Raw genomic sequence first — 20,241 nt, forward strand, 5'->3', positions numbered from 1 at the left:
CAGGATGGAAAAACGCGTCACCTTTCGCGGCTGGCTGTTGCCGTTGGCGTTGATCGCCCCTCAGGTCATCATTTCCGCTGTTTTCTTTTTCTACCCCGCCGGTCAGGCCATATGGCAGTCGCTGTTCATACCTGACCCGTTCGGGCTGTCGTCCCAGTTCGTGGGGCTCGGCAACTTTGAATTCCTGCTGAGTGACAAGTTTTATCGCGCCTCTTTCGTAACAACGGCGGTGTTTTCCACGTTGGTCACGTTGTGCTCGATGATCCCTGCCTTGTTTCTTGCGGTCATTGCGGATCGATTGATCAAAGGGTCCGGGGTCTATCGGACGTTGCTGATCTGGCCCTACGCTGTTGCCCCTGCGGTCGCGGGCGTTCTGTGGCTTTTCATGTTCAACACGCGCGTCGGCGTCGTGTCATGGTATCTTGGCCAGCTTGGATATGACTGGAACCACGTTCTGAACGGCACCGAAGCCATGGGGCTGGTGGTCGTTGCTTCGGCCTGGGGGCGCATAAGCTATAACTTCCTGTTCTTTTTCGCTGCCCTGCAATCCGTTCCAAGATCCGTGATCGAGGCGGCGGCGATTGACGGCGCGCATTTCTGGCGCCGATTCTTCACGATCGTACTGCCGCTGCTGTCGCCGACGGCGTTCTTCTTGCTGGTGGTGAACGTCGTTTATGCCTTCTTCGAAACCTTTGGCGTGATCCACACGATCACCGGCGGTGGGCCGCAACAGTCGACGACAATCCTTGTCTACAAGGTATTTTCGGACGGGTTTGTGGGGCAGGACCTCGGTTCGTCTTCGGCGCAATCAGTCATCTTGCTGATCGTCGTGGGACTGTTGACGGTCATCCAGTTCAAATACGTGGAAAAGAGGGTGCATTACTGATGGCGGCCCAACAACACGGAATGGTCGAAAAACGCGGCGCGGGCATCTGGTTGTCCCATGCCCTCATGATCCTCGGTGTCCTGATCATATTTTTCCCGATATGGCTTGCCTTCGTGGCTTCGACCGTGACCCAGGCCGAGATCGTCTCGCCACCGATGCCTGTCGTGCCCGGCGATCAGTTCTGGGTGAACTACAAGGCGGCGCTGTTCTCGGGGGTAAATGTGCCCGTTGCCACGATGCTGTTCAACAGCCTGGTGATGGCAATCGGAATTGCAGTCGGCAAAATCATCATCTCTCTGCTGTCGGCTTTCGCGATTGTCTATTTCCGCTTTCCCGGGCGAACGACGTTCTTCTGGCTGATCTTCCTGACCCTGATGCTGCCGGTCGAAGTCCGCATCGTTCCGACGTTCGAAGTTGTCGCCGGGTTCGGCATGCTCAACAGCTATTACGGGCTGATCTTTCCCCTGATCGCCTCGGCCACGGCAACCTTCCTGTTCCGTCAGTTCTTTCTGACCATCCCCGATGAGCTTGCCGAGGCAGCCCGGGTCGACGGCGCGCGACCGATGCGGTTTTTCATCGATATCGTCGTCCCCATGAGCCGGACCAACATCGCCGCACTGTTCGTGATCCTGTTCATCTATGGGTGGAACCAGTACCTTTGGCCGCTGCTGATCACGACCGATCCCGAAATGAATACCATCGTGATGGGTATCAAGCAGATGTTCCCGTCCGGTGACGACTTTGCGCATTGGCCGACGATCATGGCGACGTCCATTCTGGCGATGATCCCGCCGGTCATCGTGGTGGTGTCGATGCAAAAGCTCTTTGTCCGTGGCCTTGTCGATAGCGAGAAGTAAGAAATGGCAACAGTTACTCTAGAGAATGTCAAAAAGAGCTTTGGCCCGACGGATGTGATCCACGGCGTTGATGTCGATATCGCCGATGGAGAGTTCATCGTGATCGTCGGCCCGTCAGGCTGCGGCAAGTCCACATTGTTGCGGATGGTGGCAGGGCTGGAAACGGTCACGTCCGGGGAAATCCGGATCGGCGGTGAACGCGCCAATGACAAAGAGCCCATGGATCGCGACATCGCCATGGTGTTCCAGAACTACGCGCTCTACCCACATATGTCCGTGCGTCAGAACATGGGGTATGGCCTGAAGATCGCGAGGCTGCCCAAGGCTCAGATCGATCAAAAGGTGACCCAGGCGGCTAAGCTGTTGCAGCTTGAACCTTTGCTGGATCGCAAGCCCAGGCAGTTGTCCGGCGGTCAGCGCCAGAGGGTCGCGATGGGCCGGGCTATTGTCCGCGAGCCCGCTGTTTTCCTGTTTGACGAGCCGCTCTCGAACCTCGATGCCAAGCTTCGTGTTCAGATGCGTCTGGAAATACGCGAACTTCAGGAAAAACTTGGGATCACGTCACTTTACGTCACGCATGACCAGGTCGAAGCAATGACGATGGCGGACAGGATGATCGTGATGAACGGCGGCATCGCCGAACAGATCGGCACGCCGCTCGAGGTCTATGAAACTCCACAAACGCTGTTTGCCGCGCAATTCATCGGCAGCCCGGCAATGAACATATTCGAAGCACGGCGCGAAAACGGGGCGGTCAAGATCGGAGAAATCGAAGTCGGCCCCTCTGGGGGTCCGGACTGCACCGTGAAGCTTGGCATAAGACCAGAGCATCTGTTGTCGGATGACAATGGCCCGCTTGAAGCCGCGATTCAGATGGCTGAACCGCTTGGGGCCAACACGTTGCTGCACGGTCACCTGTCGGGCTCTGAAAGCGCAATCACGGCAAGCCTTCCCGGTGTTCACCCGATCGAAGGACGCCATCCGATTATGCGGTTCTCGGTGGCACCGGAGAAAATGCATTTGTTTGACCACGCGACAGGCAAAAGGCTGGAAGGCTGATGGCGTTTCAACAGGTTGAGGCCTTTCGCGGTGGGGAGAACCTGATCCGGGTCGTGGGGCATCGTGGGGCACGGGGCGTGTTGCCTGAAAACAGCATGATCGGCTTCGACTTTTCACTTTCCATTGGCGTCCCGCTTCTTGAATTTGACGTTGTCCTGACAGCCGATGATGTGCCGGTCATTACGCACAATCATCGCCTGCATTCGGCCAGTTTCCGCGATGGCAATGGCCTGTTTCTGACCGGGGAAGAGCCGAAAGTATCCTCGCTGACTTACGAACAGATCCGACAATTCGATATCGGGCGTCTGGACGGCCATTCCGCCTATGGCCAACGCTTCCCGGATCAGGCGCAAATAGACGATGTTCGTGTTCCAAGGCTGTTGGATCTGCTCGATTTGGTCGATGACCCGAAATACCGTGATGCCCATCTGATGCTCGAGCTGAAGTCGGACCCCGACCTGGCCCATGATGCACTTTACCGAGAGAACTTTGTCCGCAGAGTACTTGGGGATGTTCGCGGCAAAGGGTTATCTTCGCGCGCGGTGCTTCACAGTTTTGATTGGAACCTGTTGGCGGAGTGTCAGAGGCAAGCTCCGGATATGCCTTCATCCTACCTGACGCAACTTCCGGACAATGCCGACGATGTTGGCGAGGATTCCTCAAAATCCGTTTGCCCGGACTTTCGTGGCCGTCGCGACGAAATTCCAAACTTGGTAAAGCAGGCCGGCGGTTCGCTTTGGTGCCCGTACTTTGCGGATGTAACGCCCGAAAACGTCACGCGCGCAAAAGAACTGGGCCTGTGCGTCGTCGTGTGGACAGTCAACGAACACGAAGATATCGGCAGGATGATCGATTTGGGCGTGGACGCAATCGTATCCGACTATCCCGGGCGGGTTCAAAGACAACTGTCGGAGTCAGGCTTCCGTTGGCAATAGCGTACCGGTGATCCCGGCAACCCGAGGGTGACATGGATGAATTTCCTGCGCCATTTGAAAATTGACTCAAACAAAGGCCCTTCAGCCCGTTGACGCTCAGGACCCGCGTGCTTTTGCGGCCTGATTTGATGAGAGCCTTATCTCAGGAAACCGTTCTTGGGCGCGCGGCTGACGGAAATCCGGAACACTGCCCCCATTGCTCTGAGCGTTGTACCCGCAGTTGTCGGGACAGCGTTCCACACGTTCTCCGATGAATTGGAATTGATATCTGGCATCGGTTTCTGCCATCGCTGACCACAACCGTCATCGACGGGCCGTCACCCCTGACGGATGGCGCCAAATATTGAGTCACATTAACAACAATCTTGTGATTGCTGCAGTTCTGTCTCTTTTCCGCCGGAATTTGTGCTGATAAGGATAAAATTAAGTGTTGGGGTGTTGTAAGTGCGAGTGGGCAGATGAGAGCCGGAACAAACGGTCAAATAGCTATATCCTGGTGTCAGACGGAAATTGACGGGCTTGAAGATGCTCCTCTTTCCTGTTTGGCGATCGGATCGGCATGGTCATGGCGTGGTCAAGCAATCGTCATGAGCGAGGCTGCCGAACAAAGCATCGAAAAAATAGGAAATGTCGGGGGCGTTGCCAGTCAGGTGAACAGCCACTTTCCAATTGTCCGTGACATTCCAGGCCACGTGGCCGGAACCCTTACCCTTACCAATGGTGCGCAGAAGTTCTCTGCCAAGCTTGTTGCCGATGGCAACGATACGTCGCGGGCTCTCGTGTTCGAAGGCGCTTGCCCGCCACGGGACGAAGAGTTCTGGATTGTCGAAGTGACCGAGCTTGCGATGATCCCAAACCCCGCCGCGAAAAGCAGCGCGACGGTAGTTTCTTTCCCGACCTCAAACTAAGTTTTCAAGGTGCCGCCAGACGGTTTCCGCGCGCTGCCGGGTTCGCTGGCTGTCTGCCCTGATCGTTTTTCTGAACTTTGCGGAATGCTGTGTTGACTCCGCCAGCATTGCGGATATAAGCGCGGCTTCATTGGTGTTGGTGGCCCCCGCAAGGGGATGCCTGTCATGGGGGAGACCTCAAGAGGACAACGCCCTTCATAGTGGCCCGTCAGGGCTTCGACCTAACGAAGGAGATCAGCCGTGACCAAACGCACGTCTGCCAAGTACAAAATCGACCGCCGGATGGGCGAGAACATCTGGGGTCGCCCGAAATCCCCGGTCAACCGTCGCGAATACGGCCCCGGCCAGCATGGCCAGCGCCGCAAGGGCAAACTGTCTGACTTCGGTCTGCAGCTGCGGGCCAAGCAGAAGCTGAAAGGCTACTATGGCGACCTGACCGAGAAGCAGTTCCGCCGCATCTACGCCGAAGCCGAGCGTGTGAAGGGCGACACCGGTGAAAACCTGATCGGTCTGCTGGAGCGCCGCCTGGACGCTGTGGTCTATCGCGCCAAGTTTGTCGCAACTGTTTTTGCCGCACGCCAGTTCGTGAACCACGGCCACGTCAAAGTGAACGGCAAGCGTGTCAACATCCCGTCCTACCGAGTCAAAGAAGGTGACGTGATCGAGGTGCGTGACAAATCCAAACAACTGGCAGTTGTCTTGGAAGCCGTTGCGCTGGCCGAGCGTGACGTTCCTGACTACATCGACGCCGACCACTCGAAAATGACCGCGACGTTCGTGCGCGCGCCGGGCCTCAGCGATGTGCCTTACCCGGTCGTCATGGAACCGAACCTGGTTGTCGAATTCTACGCGAAGAACTGATCTTCGCCGCAATCGAATTCTGAAAGGCCGCGCTTTTGGCGCGGTCTTTTTTTATGGTTTGCCCATGGCGAAGCCGTCATCGCGACATTGCCCGCGACTCCTTAGGGTGTTTTTGGGCAAATGAAGTGCGTGTCAGATCGGCAGGGGCCTGCCTTCGGCGATCGCTTCCATCGCGAAATACGAGGTCACGCTGTCCAGCTCGACCTTTTCGATCAATCGTTGATAGACCTTGTCATATGACGACATGTCTTGCGTTACGACTTTCAGCTGATAGTCGTAATCCCCTCCGATCCGATGAAAATCCACGACTTCCGGGATTGTCAGAACATGGCTCCGAAACGCCTGAAGCCACTGGGCAGAGTGGTGTCGGGTGCGGAGCATGACGAAGACCACAAGGCTCAACCCCAGTTCCTCTCGTGCGATGCGGGCCGTGGATCCGATCAGCACACCGTTTTCGTTCAGGGCCTTCAAGCGCCGCCAGCAGGCATTCTGGGACAGGCCAACCCGATCCGCCAATTCCCGCTGTGACAGGGTGGCGTCCTTTTGCAGTTCTTTCAGAATGCGTGTATCGATTTGATCTATTTTTGATGCCATAACTGATCATATGACACAAATTTTCAAAAATCTACGCAAAGATATGTGAAGTTTCCTCAGGCCAGAAATATCACATTGGTATGGCAGTAAGGAGCCAATGCCATGACCCTGTCCAAATTCCGTGCGGAACTCTGTTCCACCGCTCACAATTCAAATCTGCGCGATGGGCTGATCGGCGAGAACGTTCTGATCTCGGGTCTGCTTGGAGACGTGCCGCTTGTCTATGCGGATTACGTTGCTTCGGGCCGCGCGTTGCGGCAGGTCGAGGATTTTGTGGCGCAGGACGTATTGCCGTTTTACGCGAACAGTCACACCGAGGCTTCCTACTGTGGGTCCTACATGACACGTCTGCGCCGCGAAGCGCGGGCGGAAATAGCCCGCATTGTTGGTGCTCGGGAAGAGGACGCGGTGATCTTTACCGGGTCCGGCGCCACTGCGGGGCTCAATCGGTTGGTCAGCCTGCTAGGGGTGGCAGAGGCTGACCAGCCGATTGTCTTGATCGGCCCGTATGAACATCACTCAAACATTCTTCCCTGGCGCGAAAGCAAGGCACGTGTCATCGAAATCCCCGAGGCCAAGGGCGGTGGCGTGGACCTGCATGCGCTGAAAGCCGCGCTGGAGGCCCATGTGGATGCCGATTTGGTGGTCGGATCGTTTTCTGCCGCGTCCAACGTAACGGGCATTGTCACCGATCCTGACCCGATCACGCGGATGCTCAAGGCGTATGGTGCCTTGGCCGTTTGGGACTATGCCGGTGGTGGACCCTACCTGCCGATGGACATGGGGCCCGAAGGGGCCCGAAAGGACGCGATCGTGGTTTCGCCGCACAAGTTTCCCGGTGGCCCGGGCGCGTCAGGCGTTTTGGTTGTGAACCAATCGGCCGTGAAACGGACGTGCCCCAGCTGGCCCGGCGGTGGAACCGTCAGTTTCGTGTCACCGTGGCGGCACGACTACAGCACCGATCTGTCCACCCGGGAAGAGGCCGGGACACCCAACGTGATCGGAGACATTCGTGCGGCGCTGGCCTTCATCGTCAAGGATGTCGTCGGAACGGACGAAATCGCCCGGCGTGAGGCGCAGTACAATCAAATGGCGCTGGACGGCTGGAAGAACAACCCGAACCTGACCCTGCTTGGGGTCGAGAAAGCGCACCGTCTGCCGATCTTTTCCTTCCTGGTGCGCGACACTGCGGGCCAGCCCGTGCATCAGCAGCTGTTCACGCGGATGCTCAGCGATATCTACGGCATTCAGGCGCGGGGCGGCTGTGCCTGTGCCGGACCCTACGCCCACCGCTTGCTGGGGATCGATCAGGCAACGTCAGAGGCGCTGCACGCTGCCTTGTCCGCTGGGGAAGAAATGAAAAAACCCGGCTGGGTGCGTCTGAATTTCTCATATCTGATGAGCGAAGAGACGGTTCAGTTCATCATCGACAGCGTCAATGACCTGTCGCACCGGACCGAAGAATTCACGCCTTACTACAACGCTGACCCGGCAACAGCGCGCTTCAAGGCCGCATGAGGGAATTGCCGCTTTTCTCAACCCTTTGAGACAGGTATGAGAGGCCCATTCAACGGAGCCTCTCATGACCAAGATCACCCCACAACCCGGCATTATGGACATCGCGCTGTATCAGGGCGGCCAGTCGCATGTGGCGGGAGTGGAGCATGTGATCAAGCTGAGCTCGAACGAGAACCCCTTTGGTCCCAGCCCCAAGGCAATAGAGGCGGTGCGCGACAGCGCGGCCATTCTGCATCGTTATCCCAGCACCGACCACGCGAGCCTGCGCGCGGCCATCGGCGCGCGCCATGGGCTGGACCCGGCGCGGATCATCTGCGGTGTCGGCAGCGACGAGGTATTGCAATTCGTCGCCCAGGCTTACGCGGGGCCGGGGGACGAGGTGATCTATACCGAGCACGGGTTTTCCATGTACCCGATCATCGCCCGCATGGCCGGCGCGACGCCGGTCATGGTGGCCGAACGTGACCGCAAGGTGGATGTGGATGCCATTCTCGCCGCGGTGACGGGGCAGACGCGGATCGTGTTTGTCACCAACCCCGGCAATCCAACTTCGACCATGATCCCGAACGACGAACTGGAACGTCTGGCGTTGGGTCTGCCCGACGCCTGCCTGATGGTTCTTGATGGCGCTTATGCGGAGTTTGTCGATGGGTTCGATGGCGGGGCGTCGCTGGTTGACGCCCATGAGAATCTAATCATGACGCGCACCTTCTCAAAGGTGTACGGGCTGGGCGGAATGCGTGTCGGATGGGGCTATGCGCACCGCCCGATCATCGACGTGCTGAACCGGGTGCGCCAGCCCTTCAACCTGTCAATGACCGCATTGGCGGCGGCTGAAGCTGCGGTAAACGATGTGGAATTCCTGACCTTCTGTCAGGCCGAAAACGCGCGCCTTCGTGTGTGGCTGGCCGATCAATTGGCCAAGACAGGCGTGCCGTCGGACCCGTCCTGCACCAACTTCATCCTAGCGCGTTTCGCCGATCAGGCCGAGGCCGAGGCCTGCGATGACTACCTGAAAACGCAGGGTTTGATTGTCCGCCGGGTTGCAGGCTACAACCTGCCGAACGCCTTGCGGATCACCGTGGGCGACGAAGAAGCCTGCCGCCGTGTGGTTGCGGCGATCACTGCATTCAAAGAGGGCGCAGCATGAGCCAGATTTACGACCGCGTTGCGCTGATCGGGCTGGGCCTGATTGCTTCGTCCATGTTCTGGGCGATGAAACGTGCAGGGCTGGCCGGGGAAGTGACGGGTTATGCCCGGTCTGAAAAGTCCCGTGAAACCGCGCGCAGGATCGGATTGTGTGACCGTGTTTGCGACACGGCACGCGAGGCGGTCGAAGGCGCCGATCTTGTCGTGCTCTGCGTGCCTGTGGGGGCTATGGGCGCAGTTGCAGAAGAAATTGCATCCGTGCTGAAACCCGGTGCCACCGTTTCGGATGTGGGTTCGGTCAAGCGGGGCGTCATTCGGGCGGTGCAACCGCATATCCCCGACGGTGTGCATTTCGTCCCCGCGCATCCTTTGGCAGGGACCGAGCATTCCGGCCCTGAATCCGGGTTTGCCGAACTGTTTGACAATCGCTGGTGCCTGTTGGTCCCGGTCGAGGGTTCGGACCCGGATGCCATTGCCCGCCTGCGCGCGCTTTGGGAGGGTATGGGGTCGAATGTCGATGAGATGGATGCGGATCACCACGATCTGGTTCTCGCCGTAACGTCCCATGCGCCGCACCTGATTGCCTACACGATGGTTGGCGTGGCCGACGATCTGCGACGGGTAACCGACAGCGAAGTCATCAAATATTCGGCCGCCGGCTTCCGCGACTTCACCCGGATTGCCGCGTCCGACCCGACCATGTGGCGGGATGTGTTCCTGTCCAACAAGGATGCGACGCTGGAAATCCTGGGCCGGTTCACCGAAGAGCTTTTTGCCCTGCAACGCGCCATACGCACCGGCGACGGCGATCATTTGTTTGACTACTTCACCCGCACCCGTGCTATTCGTCGCGGCATCATCGATGCCGGGCAGGATACGGATGCGCCGGACTTTGGGCGGGGAAAGGCAAGTTCATGAGACTGCGCTGGGGGCATATTCTGATCGGGGTCGTGGCTTTGAGCGCCGCGCCGGTTCAGGCCGCGCCCCTTGACCAGTCTTTGGTGCCCCTCATGCGCCCTTTGACTGTTCAGCAGGCTGTCAGCACGCCTGCCCCTTCTGACATTGCCAACCTGCGTCCGGTTTCGCGTCCGGTTTCCCCGCAAGTCACCGCTGCGGCGGCGCGCCCGTCGGAACTGCCGCTTCTGGGGCCGGACACGTCCTTGATGCCTTATTTGCGGCCCGAGTCTGTCGAACAGCAGGTGTTGTTCAAAAGGCGCAAGCTGCGCAAAGGGTCTGTTTGCGGGGATATTGCCATTCAAGGCAAACCTGTTGGCCGTGTGGGCAGCAAGAATTCAGCCTGCGGTGTCAAGGATGCGGTGCAGATCACCTCGGTTTCGGGTGTGATGCTCAGCCGCCCCTCGACGATGGATTGCGGCACCGCCATTGCGTTGAACAAGTGGGTCGATAAGACCGTCAAACCCACCTTCAAACGCCGCGGGCCCGTGGTCGAGCTGCAAATCGCCGCCCATTATGCCTGCCGAACCCGCAACAACCGCAAAGGCGCGCGGATATCCGAACATGGCAAGGGTCGTGCGATCGATATCTCAGGTTTCAAAATGGCTGACGGTGAGGTGGTGACCGTCCTGAACGGGTGGCGCAAGAACCCTTCTCAGAAACAGCTCAAGAAGATCTGGCGCGGGGCGTGCGGCCCGTTTGGTACCGTGCTGGGACCGAATTCCGATCGCTATCACAAGGATCATTTCCACCTTGATACGGCCCGCTATCGCAGCGGACCCTACTGCCGTTAACGCAGGATCAGGCGCGGGGCAGGGCCCAAAGGCAGCGGCCCGAGCGCCACGAAACCATCGCGGAAATTCAGTTGCAGATCCAGCGCGTTGGGGTTTCCGCCCAGCCCTGCCAGAAAGTTCAGCCCTCGGGTGACGGGATCTACGGCCTGATCAGGAAGGGCTCCTGCCGCGTTTGCCATTGCGATCATATCCCGCCAGTTTTCGGCTTTGACGGCAATCTCTCCGGTCGGGATACCTTGGGCGTCCACATCCAGATCGCCTGTCGCGAACAGGCGCAGCTCACCCCATTTGATCTCGGCCAGACGCAGATCGATGGCCACGGGCTGCGGACGGCTGTCTTCGAGGGCGGACCGGCTCCAAACCTTGTCGAAAGTGGTGACCATATCCAGTTCCAGCGTCTCAAAGCTCTGCGGTAATGAACTTGCGGAATGCATCAGGGCCCGCAGTTTTTCCCCCGGTGTAAACCCATCCGCGCGGGCCGTGATAGAATAGGCTTCTGAAATTGGCTTTTGTTCCATGATCAGGCTCAGCGTGTCGCCCGAGGCCAGCTTGGTGGAGTTTTCCGTCACCGACCAGGCTCCCGCCGTCAAAGCCATTTTCTCCAGCACGAGCGAGACGCCGGGCTGCAATTGCAGCTCGGCAAGCAATTCGTCGGCCACAATTGTTGATGTCTGGTCGAAATATGACAGGCGTTGCGGTGTGTCCGCGAACCGCAATATCTGACGACCGGGCCAGATGGCGGGGCTTTTGAATTCGATCCAATCCGCGCTCCATGCCGTGCCGTTCACCGGATCCGCCAGCGCCGGATTGTTCAGACGGGTCATGTGGTGGGTCGGATAGCCCGCTGTCGCGACATTCGAGAAATCCGCTTGCCAGCCGCGCGCCTCCTGCTGTTCGAACCAGCCAGTGATCGCAGAGCGCAGGCCATATCCGGCCACGAACCAATAGGCGCTCCATGCCAGGGAAACAAAAATCAACACTCGTATCAGACGCATTCGAAAGGCCCTTTTTCCCGCCTTGGAATTGATGTTTATAGGCCGAAACAGGCAAGGACCAGTGCAATGACGATGTGGGTATTCGGATATGGATCACTGCTGTGGAATCCGGGCTTTCCGGTGGCACGCAGTGAACGCGCGACACTTCATGGTTATTCCCGGTCCTTCTGCATGAGCTCGATCCACCATCGCGGGACCGAAGAAAAACCCGGCCTGGTGCTGGCACTGGACGAACAGGAGAACGCAAGTTGCACCGGTTTGGCCCTTGCAGTCGAGGCGGGTCACGAAGACCGTACGCTGCACGAGCTGCGCGAGCGCGAGCTGATTTCCTCGGCCTATGTCGAACGTATGCTGGATGTGCACCTGGAAAACGGCGAAATCGTCAATGCCGTTACCTATGTGATCGATGCCGACCACGTCCAGTATTGCGGCGGGATGCCGTTGGAGGAACAGGCCCGGATCATCGCCCATGCGGTTGGCGGGCGCGGTCCGAATGACGAATATCTTTACAACACCGTAGAACATCTGGCCGAGATCGGGCTGCGTGACCATGATCTTGAGTGGTTGGCGCAACGGGTGCGCGACATCACCGCATAAACTCTTGGCGTCACGCGCGGAATCCCGCTAGATTCGACGCAAAGCAGGCAAATACCGGGAACCACGCGCATGGCGCAGGCACATCAGGGCGCGAGACCCCATTTCTCGCATCCCATTCGACAAATTCTGTTGATGTTGATGGCGATCGGCTTGTCCGGGCTGGGCGTGTTTCTGGCACTGCCTTACGTATTGCCGGTTTTCTATGCCAATCCGTATCTGAATGGTTTCATTCTGATCGTATTTCTTATCGGCGTCCTCGCCTGTTTTTATCAGGTTACGCAACTGATCGGGTCCGTGCGCTGGATCGAGGCCTTTGTCGGGGGCGTCGTTCGCGAAGATGCGCGTACACCGCAATTGCTGGCGCCTTTGGCTTCGCTGCTGCGCGAGCGAGGCGCGCGCTCGCAGATCAGTTCCACCTCAACCCGGTCCATTCTGGATTCCGTGGCCGAGCGTGTCGAAGAAGAACGGGAAATCACGCGTTATATAACCAATGTTCTGATCTATTTGGGTCTGCTGGGTACATTCTTTGGCCTGGCGACAACCGTTCCAGCCATTGTCGACACCATCCGCAGCCTGAACCCGCAGGAAGGCGAAGAGGGGCTGGCCGTTTTCAATCGCCTGATGACGGGGCTCGAGGCGCAGTTGCAGGGGATGGGTGTTGCGTTCGGGTCGTCTCTGCTGGGTTTGGCGGGATCGCTGATCGTTGGTCTGCTCGAAGTGTTTGCCGGGCACGGGCAGAACCGCTTTTATCGCGAGCTCGAAGAATGGCTGTCCACGATCACCCGCGTTGGATTCGCCGGTGGTGAAGAGGGCGGGGCAGAGATCGCCGTACTGACACCTGTGCTGGATGCCATGTCCGAACAGATGGATGCGTTGCAGGATCTGTTTGCCGCTCAGGAAAGTGAGCGGGCCGAGGTTTCGGCCAAGCTGGGGCAACTGGTCGATGTGATTGCCGAGATGAACAATCGCCAGGCCAATACCGAAAGCGTCACTTCGGCTCTGGAGCGTGTCGCGCTGGGGCAGGATGCGTTGCTTGACCACATGCGCGAACATGGTGCAGGCGATGGAATCGACGCCGAAAGCCGGATGCGCCTGCGCTCGATGGACGTGCAGTTGCTGCGCATTCTCGAAGAGATTTCGGCGGGTCGTCAGGAAAGCATGAACGAATTCCGCAAGGATATCGAACTGCTGGTCAAGGCCCTGACCCTGCCCCGAGGCGCGGTGCGCACCACGCCGGAAGGAGAGTAGTCCATGGCGCTGTCCCGCCGCACCGGTCAACGCTTCCAGAGCTCGGTCTGGCCCGGATTCGTGGACGCGATGACCGGGCTGCTGATGGTGCTGACATTCGTTCTGACCATTTTCATGGTGATTCAGTTTGTTCTGCGCGAGACCATTTCGGGGCAGGAAGACGAACTGACGACACTGGCAGACGAAGTCGCTGCGCTTGCGGGCGCACTGGGTTTGGAAGAGCGTGAAAACAGCCGCTTGCAGGCAAGGCTGGGTGCGTTGAACACGACGCTGTCGCAGGCCGAAGACGATCTGGCGCAAGCGCAGTCGCTGATCTCCTCACTGACCACCGAACGCGACCGTCAGGCCGCCGCGCTGGATCAGGCGCAGACCCGTATCACGAATTTCGAAGCACAGGTTGCGGCGCTGCTTGCCGAGCAGGAGCAGGCTTTGGGCGACATCGCAGCGCTTGAGACTGAGCGCGAGCAATTGCTGACGGAACAAGAGGCACTGAACCTTGCCCTTGCACAAAGTCGCGAGGAAATCGATGCGCAGACGGAAGCGGCCCGATTGGCAGCCGCCCGCCGCGAGGCGCTGGAAGCAATGGTTGCGGATCTGGAGCAAAGCGGCAAGGAACGCGCGGCGGAAATTGCCACCCTTGAACAGCAACTGAGCGATGAAGAAGCCGCCCGCCTGGTCGAAGCCGCTGCTGCCGAGGCATTGCGAAACCGTCTTCAGGATGCGGATGCCGAACTGACGGCCATGACGCTCGCGTTGGAGGCACAACGCAAAGAGGCCGAAGACACGCTGACTCTTCTGGCCGCCGCGCAAGCCGCGCGGGCTGAGCTTGAGCGACAATTCGGCGACGTGAATCCTGATGAATTGCGCGCCCAGCTTGAAGCCGCCCTGGAGGCGCAAACGCAAGCGCAGGCGGATGCTGATGAACAACGCACCTTGGCCGAACAAAGGCAGGCCTTGCTGGCTCTGGCCGAATCGACATTGTCGGAAGAGAAAGAAATCTCAGCCGAGGCCCAGCGTGAGGCGGCTCTGCTGAACCAGCAGATTGCCGCCCTGCGCGGGCAGTTGGGGTCCTTGCAGGCCCTGCTGGACGATTTCGAAGAGCGCAACGAGGCCGCCGAAATCCAAATCCAGACTTTGGGTCAGGACCTGAATGCCGCGCTGGCCCGTGCCGCTTCGGAAGAACGCCGGCGCCGCCTGCTGGAAGAAGCCGAACGCCTGCGTCTCGAGGCCGAGGCCGAAGCACTGGCCGGTCAGAATGAGGAACTGGCAGCGCAGGCGGAAGATCTGCAACGTTATCGTTCGGAATTTTTCGGACGTCTTCGGGATGTCCTTGGAGATCAGGAAGGCGTGCGGATTGAAGGCGACCGTTTTGTCTTTTCGTCCGAGGTTTTGTTTCCGACAGGATCAGCCGTGCTGTCCGCGGAAGGGCAGCAGGAGGTTGCGAAAGTTGCCAACATCCTGCGCAGTGTCGCCGCTGAAATTCCGCCCGGTCTGAACTGGGTGATCCGGGTCGACGGCCATACCGACAACGTTCCGCTGGCCGGTTCGGGCCGATACCGGGACAACTGGGAACTCAGCCAGGGTCGCGCGTTGTCTGTTGTGCGCTATATGGTCGACGCGCTGGGCATCCCACCCAATCGTCTGGCGGCAAACGGGTTTGGTGAATTCCAGCCGGTCAATCCGGCTGACACGCCCGAGGCGCGGGCACAGAACCGCCGGATCGAGCTGAAACTCACGGAAAGATAGCAAAACCCTAGCCTCTTGCCTGGGTAATCCGCGTGATGGGGTCAAACCGATTACCGTCTGCCAAAGCGAAAGCTTTGATCCGGAGTGCCCATGAAGCAGCGCGGTACCACAGGGTAATCCTCGGTCAGAAAATACGCATAGGTTCCTGAAGGGTATTCTTCTGAAACGGTGAAGGTGCCGTTGCATTGGTCCAAATTGCCGTGACCCTGAACAAAAACGTAGTCCTCGTTGAAGGTGCCGTCATGCCGCCCGCCCGGCGCAGCGCCACCCGGCCGGTTGCCGGGTTTCAGACGATAGGACGACGTCATTTCGGTCACTTTGCCCCCTACGACGCCAGTGACGGCATATATCGGGAAACCATCTGCCGCATAGCCGATCAAGGGTGAATGCTCGGACGGTGACCATCCCCGCAGCTTGACCAACCCTGTCGGTACACCGTGATAGTGATACTTTCCGTTCGGCTGTACATGGGCAAAATTGGCGTCCAATCCCAAGGAAACAGCGCCACCCAGAGCATTGTAGGACCACCCGGACCTGGGGTCGCCATGCCAGAACTCGGCCGCCAGCGGGTCGAACACAACCCCGTTGAGTGACACGCCAAAGTTCCACCCCATTTGCAGCGGCGTGATTGCACCTTTGGCCGTTGGATTTGCAGGCAATTTCAACCTGACCTTCTGCTGTTCGATCCGGTGCGGATTGCCTTGGTTTGGAAACCGGCCAACCAGATGATCAGGAATGCCGTTGCCCGTCACTTTGATTTTTCCGCCTTTTTCTTTCACCAAAGCGCTGCTTTTCCCGGGGTTTTCGGTTGCGGGCACCAACCTCAACGGTTCTGCGGTCGTTTCGTCGTGATAGCGAAACCTGTGCTGTGCAGTTGCCACAGCGGCAACGGCGGATAGGGCAAAGGCGGCGCCCCAGAGGATTGAAATTTTGCTCACGTGTCGATCCCTGTCTCGCGTTCATCATTGAAGATGACACGCAGCAGAAGTCTTTTTCCGTCGCATTTTATGCTGCCAGCAGAGAAAAAGCCCGGCGATGGGGATCGCCGGGCTTTGAAGGAGTTGTCTGTATTTTGGTCAGTCTGCCGTCAACAGAGGTGGTTTGTCTCCTGAAATGCGCCGTTGGTCCGGGCCAAGAATTTCAAGATCCAGTTCGCCTTTCTTGACCGAGACACGAACCACGCCGCCCTTGGTCAGCTTGCCGAACAACAGCTCTTCGGCCAGGGGTTTCTTGATGTGCTCCTGGATCACGCGACCCAGCGGGCGTGCACCCATCTTGTCGTCATATCCCTTGTCGGCCAGCCACTCGGCAGCTTTTGGGGTCAGGTCGATGGTCACGCCACGATCCAGCAGTTGTGCCTCAAGCTGTAGGACGAATTTCTCGACCACTTGCAAAATGACCTCTTTCGGCAGCGGTGCGAAGGAGATCACGGCATCCAGACGGTTGCGGAATTCCGGTGTGAACATGCGCTCGATCGCGGCCGTGTCTTCGCCTTCGCGCCGATCGCGACCGAAGCCGATGGCGGCTTTGGCCTGTTCCTGCGCGCCCGCGTTCGAGGTCATGATCAGCACCACGTTGCGGAAATTCACCGTGCGCCCGTTGTGATCGGTCAACTCGCCGTGGTCCATCACCTGCAACAGGATGTTGAACACGTCCGGGTGGGCCTTTTCGATTTCGTCCAGCAGCAATACGCAATGCGGATGCTGGTCGACACCGTCGGTCAGCAAACCACCCTGATCAAACCCGACATAGCCCGGAGGGGCACCGATCAGGCGGGAAACCGCATGTTTCTCCATGTATTCCGACATGTCGAAACGCAGCAGTTCCACGCCCAGGGTATCTGCCAGCTGTTTCGCCACCTCGGTCTTGCCAACCCCCGTCGGACCGGCAAACAGATAGTTGCCGATGGGTTTTTCAGGTTCGCGCAGACCGGCGCGGGCCAGTTTGATCGCACTGGACAGCGCCTCGATTGCCAGATCCTGACCAAACACCACCCGTTTCAGCGATGCTTCGAGGTCTTTCAGCACCAACGCATCATCCTTGGTGACGTTCTTGGGCGGAATACGCGCGATCTTGGCGACAACCGCCTCGATCTCTTTGACGCCAATGGTCTTGCGCCGCTTGCTTTCCGCGACCAGATGCTGCGCCGCGCCGGCCTCATCGATCACATCGATGGCCTTGTCGGGCAGCTTGCGGTCGTTGATGTAACGCGCCGACAGCTCGACCGCCGTCTTGATCGCATCGGCGGTGTATTTAATGTCATGATGCTCTTCGAAATAAGGCTTCAGCCCGCGCAAAATCTTTACGCTGTCTTCCACCGAAGGTTCGTTCACGTCGATCTTCTGGAACCGGCGGCTCAGCGCTCGGTCCTTTTCGAAGTGCTGACGGAACTCTTTGTAGGTGGTCGAGCCCATGGTGCGCAGTTTGCCGCCCTGAAGCGCAGGCTTCAGCAGGTTCGAGGCATCCATAGCCCCGCCCGAGGTCGCCCCGGCACCGATCACGGTATGAATCTCGTCGATGAACAACACCGCGTCCGGGTGATCCTCCAGTTCGGTCACAACCGCTTTCAGACGTTCTTCGAAATCACCGCGATAGCGGGTTCCGGCCAGCAGCGCGCCCATGTCCAACGAATAGATCGTGGTATTGGCCAGCACATCGGGGGCCTCGCCACCGACGATCTTGTGCGCAAGGCCTTCTGCGATGGCGGTCTTGCCCACACCCGGATCCCCCACCAGCAGCGGGTTGTTCTTGCGGCGGCGGCACAGCACCTGGATGCAGCGTTCCACCTCATCCGAGCGTCCGATCAGCGGATCGACATCGCCAGCTCGAGCCTTGGCGTTCAGATCCACGCAGTATTTTCCCAGCGCGCTTTCTTTCTGTTCGGCTTCGCCGGATGCGGTCTGGGCGTCTTCTTCCACCTGATCCGCACCGGATACCGAGCGGCTTTCGCCATAGGCAGGATCCTTGGCGACGCCATGCGCGATGAAATTGACCGCGTCGTAACGGGTCATGTCCTGCTCTTGCAGGAAATAGGCGGCATTGCTTTCGCGTTCGGCGAATATGGCGACCAGAACGTTGGCGCCGGTCACTTCGGTCCGGCCCGAACTTTGCACGTGGATCGCGGCGCGCTGAATGACGCGCTGGAACGCTGCGGTGGGTACGGCTTCGGATCCGTCGATATCCGTGACCAGATTCGAAAGATCCTCGTCGATGAACTCCACCAAAGTGCTGCGCAACTCGTCCAGATCGACACTGCACGCTTTCATGACGCGCACGGCATCGGGTTCTTCCAGAAGGGCCAGCAGCAAATGCTCCAGCGTTGCGAATTCATGGCGCCGTTCATTCGCAGCCGCCAGGGCCGCGTGGATGGCTTGTTCCAATGTGCTCGAGAATGAAGGCACGCGGGTGCTCCTCTGTCTTGGGTCAGAAGGGGGCGGTTTCTTGGCCGGAACCCCATCCCAACCATGTCCTCATAATACTAGAGTTTGGTTGATCGTGGCCCGGCTTCAAGGGTTTTCTTTCACTTGACAGTCACATTTGTTGTGACCGTGGCCCTGAAGAGGAGCAAATAGGCATCAGAACCGGTCTTTTCTAGCCCGAATTTCGGCAAAAACGGCCTCGGGGTCAGCACCCACCATACCCAATTTCGCCTGAATCGCCGGATCGGCGGCCCTCAGGAACGGATTTGTGGCCTTTTCAAGGGCCAGAGTCGAAGGAACAGTGGCTTTTCCGGCCGCACGCGCGCGGTCGATATCCGCAATGCGATCTTTCAAGGCTTGGTTTTCGGGATCGACTGTAATCGCGAATTTGGCGTTGGATTGTGTATATTCGTGCCCTGAACAGACCAAAGTGTCGTCCGGCAGGGCGGCCAGCTTGTTCAAAGAGACCCACATTTGCGCGGGTGTGCCCTCGAACAGGCGCCCACAACCCAGCGCCATCAGGCTGTCGGCGGTGAACACGGCGGAACTCTGCGGCATGTAGAATGCGATATGGCCATCCGTGTGCCCGGAAACGTCCAGAACCTGAACCGGTTCGCCGCCGATCTCGAAACTGTCCCCCTCGGTAACTTGCTGATCCAGCGGCGGCAGGCGATTTGCGTCAGCGGCGGCCCCGATGACTTTTGCCGGCTGTTTGGCCAAAATCCCCGACAGCCCGTCCACGTGATCCCAGTGATGATGGGTCAACAGCACATGCGACAGTGTCCACCCTCGGTCATCCAGCGCCTTCAGGACCGGTGCGGCCTCGGGCGCGTCGATCAGGGCGGTCTGGCCAGTGACGGCGTCATGCGCCAGAAAGGCGTAATTGTCGCTCAGGCACGGGATTGTAACGATTTCAAGAGGCATGGCCTTTTGCCCTTTCATTGCTAGACTACGCCCAGCTAAGCCGATTGACCGGATGTCCGCAATGCATCTTGATGTACAGGATCTGAGGAACTTCTATTACCGCAGCACATTGGGGCGTGCGGCGCAGGCGGCTATTCGCGGGCGTCTGATCGAACTTTGGCCCGAAGCAAAAGGCCAGACAGTGGCGGGATTCGGTTTTGCGGTGCCTTTGCTGCGCCCTTACCTGTCGGATGCGCGCCGGGTCATCGGGTTGATGCCGGGACCACAGGGCGTGATGCCATGGCCGGCAGGCATGCCCAACGTTTCGGTCCTGACCGAAGAAACACTCTGGCCGATCGAGACCGGCCACGTGGACAAGCTTGTGGTGATGCATGGGCTGGAAACGTCGGAACGGCCAAACCAATTGCTTGACGAATGCTGGCGCGTGCTGGGCCCCGGTGGCCGGGCCGTCTTCATCGTTCCAAACCGGGCGGGCCTGTGGTCACGGTCGGACAAGACCCCGTTCGGGTTTGGACGTCCGTACTCTGCAACTCAGCTGGAAAACCAGCTCAAGGCGCATCACTTCCTGCCCGAGGTGCATTGCTCGGCCTTGTATATGCCTCCGTCGTTCCGGCGATTCTGGTTGAAATCCGGCAACCTGATCGAAAAGACCGGCCAGCGGATTCCGACGGTGATGGCGGGTGGGGTGCTGATGGTCGAAGTCAGCAAACATATCCGCCCGCCAAGCGGCAGCGTGAGCAAGGACGCGGTCAAAAAACCGATCAAGGCGCTGGACGGCTTGCTGAAGCCCGCCTGAG

Annotated in this window: 19 protein-coding genes; 14 read left to right on the forward strand and 5 right to left on the reverse strand. The window is 58.8% G+C overall.

The window, feature by feature from the left end:
• Positions 1–4: 4 nt before the first annotated feature.
• The 6 genes from ugpA to rpsD all read left to right on the forward strand — a co-directional run bounded on the left by ugpA (position 5) and on the right by rpsD (position 5,506).
• On the forward strand, positions 5–886 hold the full coding sequence (ugpA, locus tag GS612_RS01760; RefSeq protein ID WP_152459032.1) for a sn-glycerol-3-phosphate ABC transporter permease UgpA: 882 nt from the start codon (positions 5–7) through the stop codon (positions 884–886).
• A 20-nt stretch (positions 887–906) separates the two neighbouring features.
• Positions 907–1,743 (forward strand): sn-glycerol-3-phosphate ABC transporter permease UgpE, encoded by an 837-nt coding sequence (gene ugpE, locus GS612_RS01765; RefSeq protein WP_152459916.1) that lies wholly within the window; start codon positions 907–909, stop codon positions 1,741–1,743.
• A gap of 3 nt (positions 1,744–1,746) precedes the next feature.
• Positions 1,747–2,802, forward strand: a complete 1,056-nt coding sequence (locus GS612_RS01770) for a sn-glycerol-3-phosphate import ATP-binding protein UgpC (RefSeq protein WP_171638897.1) — start codon at positions 1,747–1,749, stop codon at positions 2,800–2,802.
• The gene (locus GS612_RS01775; protein WP_253286088.1) at positions 2,802–3,737 is read left to right on the forward strand and encodes a glycerophosphodiester phosphodiesterase family protein; all 936 of its coding nucleotides are present in this window, start codon (positions 2,802–2,804) and stop codon (positions 3,735–3,737) included. Before GS612_RS01770 ends, GS612_RS01775 begins: the two co-directional genes overlap by 1 nt.
• Positions 3,738–4,324: 587 nt before the next feature.
• Entirely contained in the window at positions 4,325–4,645 is a 321-nt protein-coding gene (locus tag GS612_RS01780) for a hypothetical protein (protein ID WP_171638898.1), read from the forward strand.
• A gap of 240 nt (positions 4,646–4,885) precedes the next feature.
• Positions 4,886–5,506: a 30S ribosomal protein S4 gene (gene rpsD, locus GS612_RS01785; RefSeq protein ID WP_152459028.1), complete on the forward strand. Its 621-nt coding sequence runs from the start codon at positions 4,886–4,888 to the stop codon at positions 5,504–5,506.
• A 132-nt stretch (positions 5,507–5,638) separates the two neighbouring features.
• On the opposite strand, the gene GS612_RS01790 is transcribed toward rpsD, so the two are convergent.
• Positions 5,639–6,100: an Lrp/AsnC family transcriptional regulator gene (locus tag GS612_RS01790; RefSeq protein ID WP_171634539.1), complete on the reverse strand. Its 462-nt coding sequence runs from the start codon at positions 6,098–6,100 to the stop codon at positions 5,639–5,641.
• Positions 6,101–6,202: 102 nt separating this feature from the next.
• Here GS612_RS01790 and GS612_RS01795 point away from each other — a divergent pair, with 102 nt between their 5' ends.
• The 4 genes from GS612_RS01795 (at position 6,203) to GS612_RS01810 (ending at position 10,515) form a co-directional block, all read left to right on the forward strand.
• Positions 6,203–7,618 (forward strand): aminotransferase class V-fold PLP-dependent enzyme, encoded by a 1,416-nt coding sequence (locus GS612_RS01795; protein WP_171638899.1) that lies wholly within the window; start codon positions 6,203–6,205, stop codon positions 7,616–7,618.
• Positions 7,619–7,682: 64 nt separating this feature from the next.
• The gene (gene hisC / locus GS612_RS01800) at positions 7,683–8,768 is read left to right on the forward strand and encodes a histidinol-phosphate transaminase (protein ID WP_171638900.1); all 1,086 of its coding nucleotides are present in this window, start codon (positions 7,683–7,685) and stop codon (positions 8,766–8,768) included.
• A complete protein-coding gene (locus GS612_RS01805; RefSeq protein ID WP_171638901.1) occupies positions 8,765–9,685 on the forward strand; it encodes a prephenate/arogenate dehydrogenase family protein in 921 nt (306 codons plus the stop codon). Before hisC ends, GS612_RS01805 begins: the two co-directional genes overlap by 4 nt.
• On the forward strand, positions 9,682–10,515 hold the full coding sequence (locus GS612_RS01810; protein WP_171638902.1) for an extensin family protein: 834 nt from the start codon (positions 9,682–9,684) through the stop codon (positions 10,513–10,515). Before GS612_RS01805 ends, GS612_RS01810 begins: the two co-directional genes overlap by 4 nt.
• On the opposite strand, the gene GS612_RS01815 is transcribed toward GS612_RS01810, so the two are convergent.
• On the reverse strand, positions 10,512–11,510 hold the full coding sequence (locus GS612_RS01815) for a DUF2125 domain-containing protein (RefSeq protein ID WP_171638903.1): 999 nt from the start codon (positions 11,508–11,510) through the stop codon (positions 10,512–10,514). The two genes, GS612_RS01810 and GS612_RS01815, sit on opposite strands and share 4 nt — an antisense overlap.
• 66 nt (positions 11,511–11,576) lie before the next feature.
• On the opposite strand from GS612_RS01815, the gene GS612_RS01820 reads away from it, so the two are divergent.
• The 3 genes from GS612_RS01820 (at position 11,577) to GS612_RS01830 (ending at position 15,101) form a co-directional block, all read left to right on the forward strand.
• Positions 11,577–12,107, forward strand: coding sequence for a gamma-glutamylcyclotransferase (locus GS612_RS01820; RefSeq protein WP_152459021.1), 531 nt, complete (start codon positions 11,577–11,579; stop codon positions 12,105–12,107).
• 69 nt (positions 12,108–12,176) lie between these two features.
• Entirely contained in the window at positions 12,177–13,355 is a 1,179-nt protein-coding gene (locus GS612_RS01825) for a biopolymer transporter ExbB (RefSeq protein ID WP_171638904.1), read from the forward strand.
• A gap of 3 nt (positions 13,356–13,358) precedes the next feature.
• Positions 13,359–15,101, forward strand: a complete 1,743-nt coding sequence (locus GS612_RS01830; protein WP_171638905.1) for a peptidoglycan -binding protein — start codon at positions 13,359–13,361, stop codon at positions 15,099–15,101.
• Between the two features lie 50 nt (positions 15,102–15,151).
• Here GS612_RS01830 and GS612_RS20475 read toward each other — a convergent pair whose 3' ends face one another.
• The 3 genes from GS612_RS20475 to gloB all read right to left on the reverse strand — a co-directional run bounded on the left by GS612_RS20475 (position 15,152) and on the right by gloB (position 19,444).
• Complete coding sequence (locus tag GS612_RS20475) at positions 15,152–16,039, reverse strand: YHYH protein (protein ID WP_171638906.1); 888 nt, start codon at positions 16,037–16,039, stop codon at positions 15,152–15,154.
• Positions 16,040–16,177: 138 nt separating this feature from the next.
• The gene (clpA, locus tag GS612_RS01840) at positions 16,178–18,502 is read right to left on the reverse strand and encodes an ATP-dependent Clp protease ATP-binding subunit ClpA (RefSeq protein WP_171638907.1); all 2,325 of its coding nucleotides are present in this window, start codon (positions 18,500–18,502) and stop codon (positions 16,178–16,180) included.
• 174 nt (positions 18,503–18,676) lie between these two features.
• The gene (gene gloB / locus GS612_RS01845) at positions 18,677–19,444 is read right to left on the reverse strand and encodes a hydroxyacylglutathione hydrolase (RefSeq protein ID WP_171638908.1); all 768 of its coding nucleotides are present in this window, start codon (positions 19,442–19,444) and stop codon (positions 18,677–18,679) included.
• A gap of 61 nt (positions 19,445–19,505) precedes the next feature.
• On the opposite strand from gloB, the gene GS612_RS01850 reads away from it, so the two are divergent.
• Complete coding sequence (locus GS612_RS01850; protein ID WP_171638909.1) at positions 19,506–20,240, forward strand: class I SAM-dependent methyltransferase; 735 nt, start codon at positions 19,506–19,508, stop codon at positions 20,238–20,240.
• The last annotated feature ends 1 nt before the right edge of the window (position 20,241 follow it).

The organism is Ruegeria sp. HKCCD6157 (assembly GCF_013110685.1).
Lineage (GTDB): Bacteria > Pseudomonadota > Alphaproteobacteria > Rhodobacterales > Rhodobacteraceae > Ruegeria.

Excerpts from the sequence above, each read along its gene's own strand:
- ugpA (WP_152459032.1), top strand. The coding sequence starts at position 5 with ATGGAAAAACGCGTCACCTTTCGCGGCTGGCTGTTGCCGTTGGCGTTG.
- ugpE (WP_152459916.1), top strand. The coding sequence starts at position 907 with ATGGTCGAAAAACGCGGCGCGGGCATCTGGTTGTCCCATGCCCTCATG.
- GS612_RS01770 (WP_171638897.1), top strand. The coding sequence starts at position 1,747 with ATGGCAACAGTTACTCTAGAGAATGTCAAAAAGAGCTTTGGCCCGACG.
- GS612_RS01775 (WP_253286088.1), top strand. The coding sequence starts at position 2,802 with ATGGCGTTTCAACAGGTTGAGGCCTTTCGCGGTGGGGAGAACCTGATC.
- GS612_RS01780 (WP_171638898.1), top strand. The coding sequence starts at position 4,325 with ATGAGCGAGGCTGCCGAACAAAGCATCGAAAAAATAGGAAATGTCGGG.
- GS612_RS01790 (WP_171634539.1), bottom strand. The coding sequence starts at position 6,100 with ATGGCATCAAAAATAGATCAAATCGATACACGCATTCTGAAAGAACTG.
- GS612_RS01795 (WP_171638899.1), top strand. The coding sequence starts at position 6,203 with ATGACCCTGTCCAAATTCCGTGCGGAACTCTGTTCCACCGCTCACAAT.
- hisC (WP_171638900.1), top strand. The coding sequence starts at position 7,683 with ATGACCAAGATCACCCCACAACCCGGCATTATGGACATCGCGCTGTAT.
- GS612_RS01805 (WP_171638901.1), top strand. The coding sequence starts at position 8,765 with ATGAGCCAGATTTACGACCGCGTTGCGCTGATCGGGCTGGGCCTGATT.
- GS612_RS01810 (WP_171638902.1), top strand. The coding sequence starts at position 9,682 with ATGAGACTGCGCTGGGGGCATATTCTGATCGGGGTCGTGGCTTTGAGC.
- GS612_RS01815 (WP_171638903.1), bottom strand. The coding sequence starts at position 11,510 with ATGCGTCTGATACGAGTGTTGATTTTTGTTTCCCTGGCATGGAGCGCC.
- GS612_RS01820 (WP_152459021.1), top strand. The coding sequence starts at position 11,577 with ATGACGATGTGGGTATTCGGATATGGATCACTGCTGTGGAATCCGGGC.
- GS612_RS01825 (WP_171638904.1), top strand. The coding sequence starts at position 12,177 with ATGGCGCAGGCACATCAGGGCGCGAGACCCCATTTCTCGCATCCCATT.
- GS612_RS01830 (WP_171638905.1), top strand. The coding sequence starts at position 13,359 with ATGGCGCTGTCCCGCCGCACCGGTCAACGCTTCCAGAGCTCGGTCTGG.
- gloB (WP_171638908.1), bottom strand. The coding sequence starts at position 19,444 with ATGCCTCTTGAAATCGTTACAATCCCGTGCCTGAGCGACAATTACGCC.
- GS612_RS01850 (WP_171638909.1), top strand. The coding sequence starts at position 19,506 with ATGCATCTTGATGTACAGGATCTGAGGAACTTCTATTACCGCAGCACA.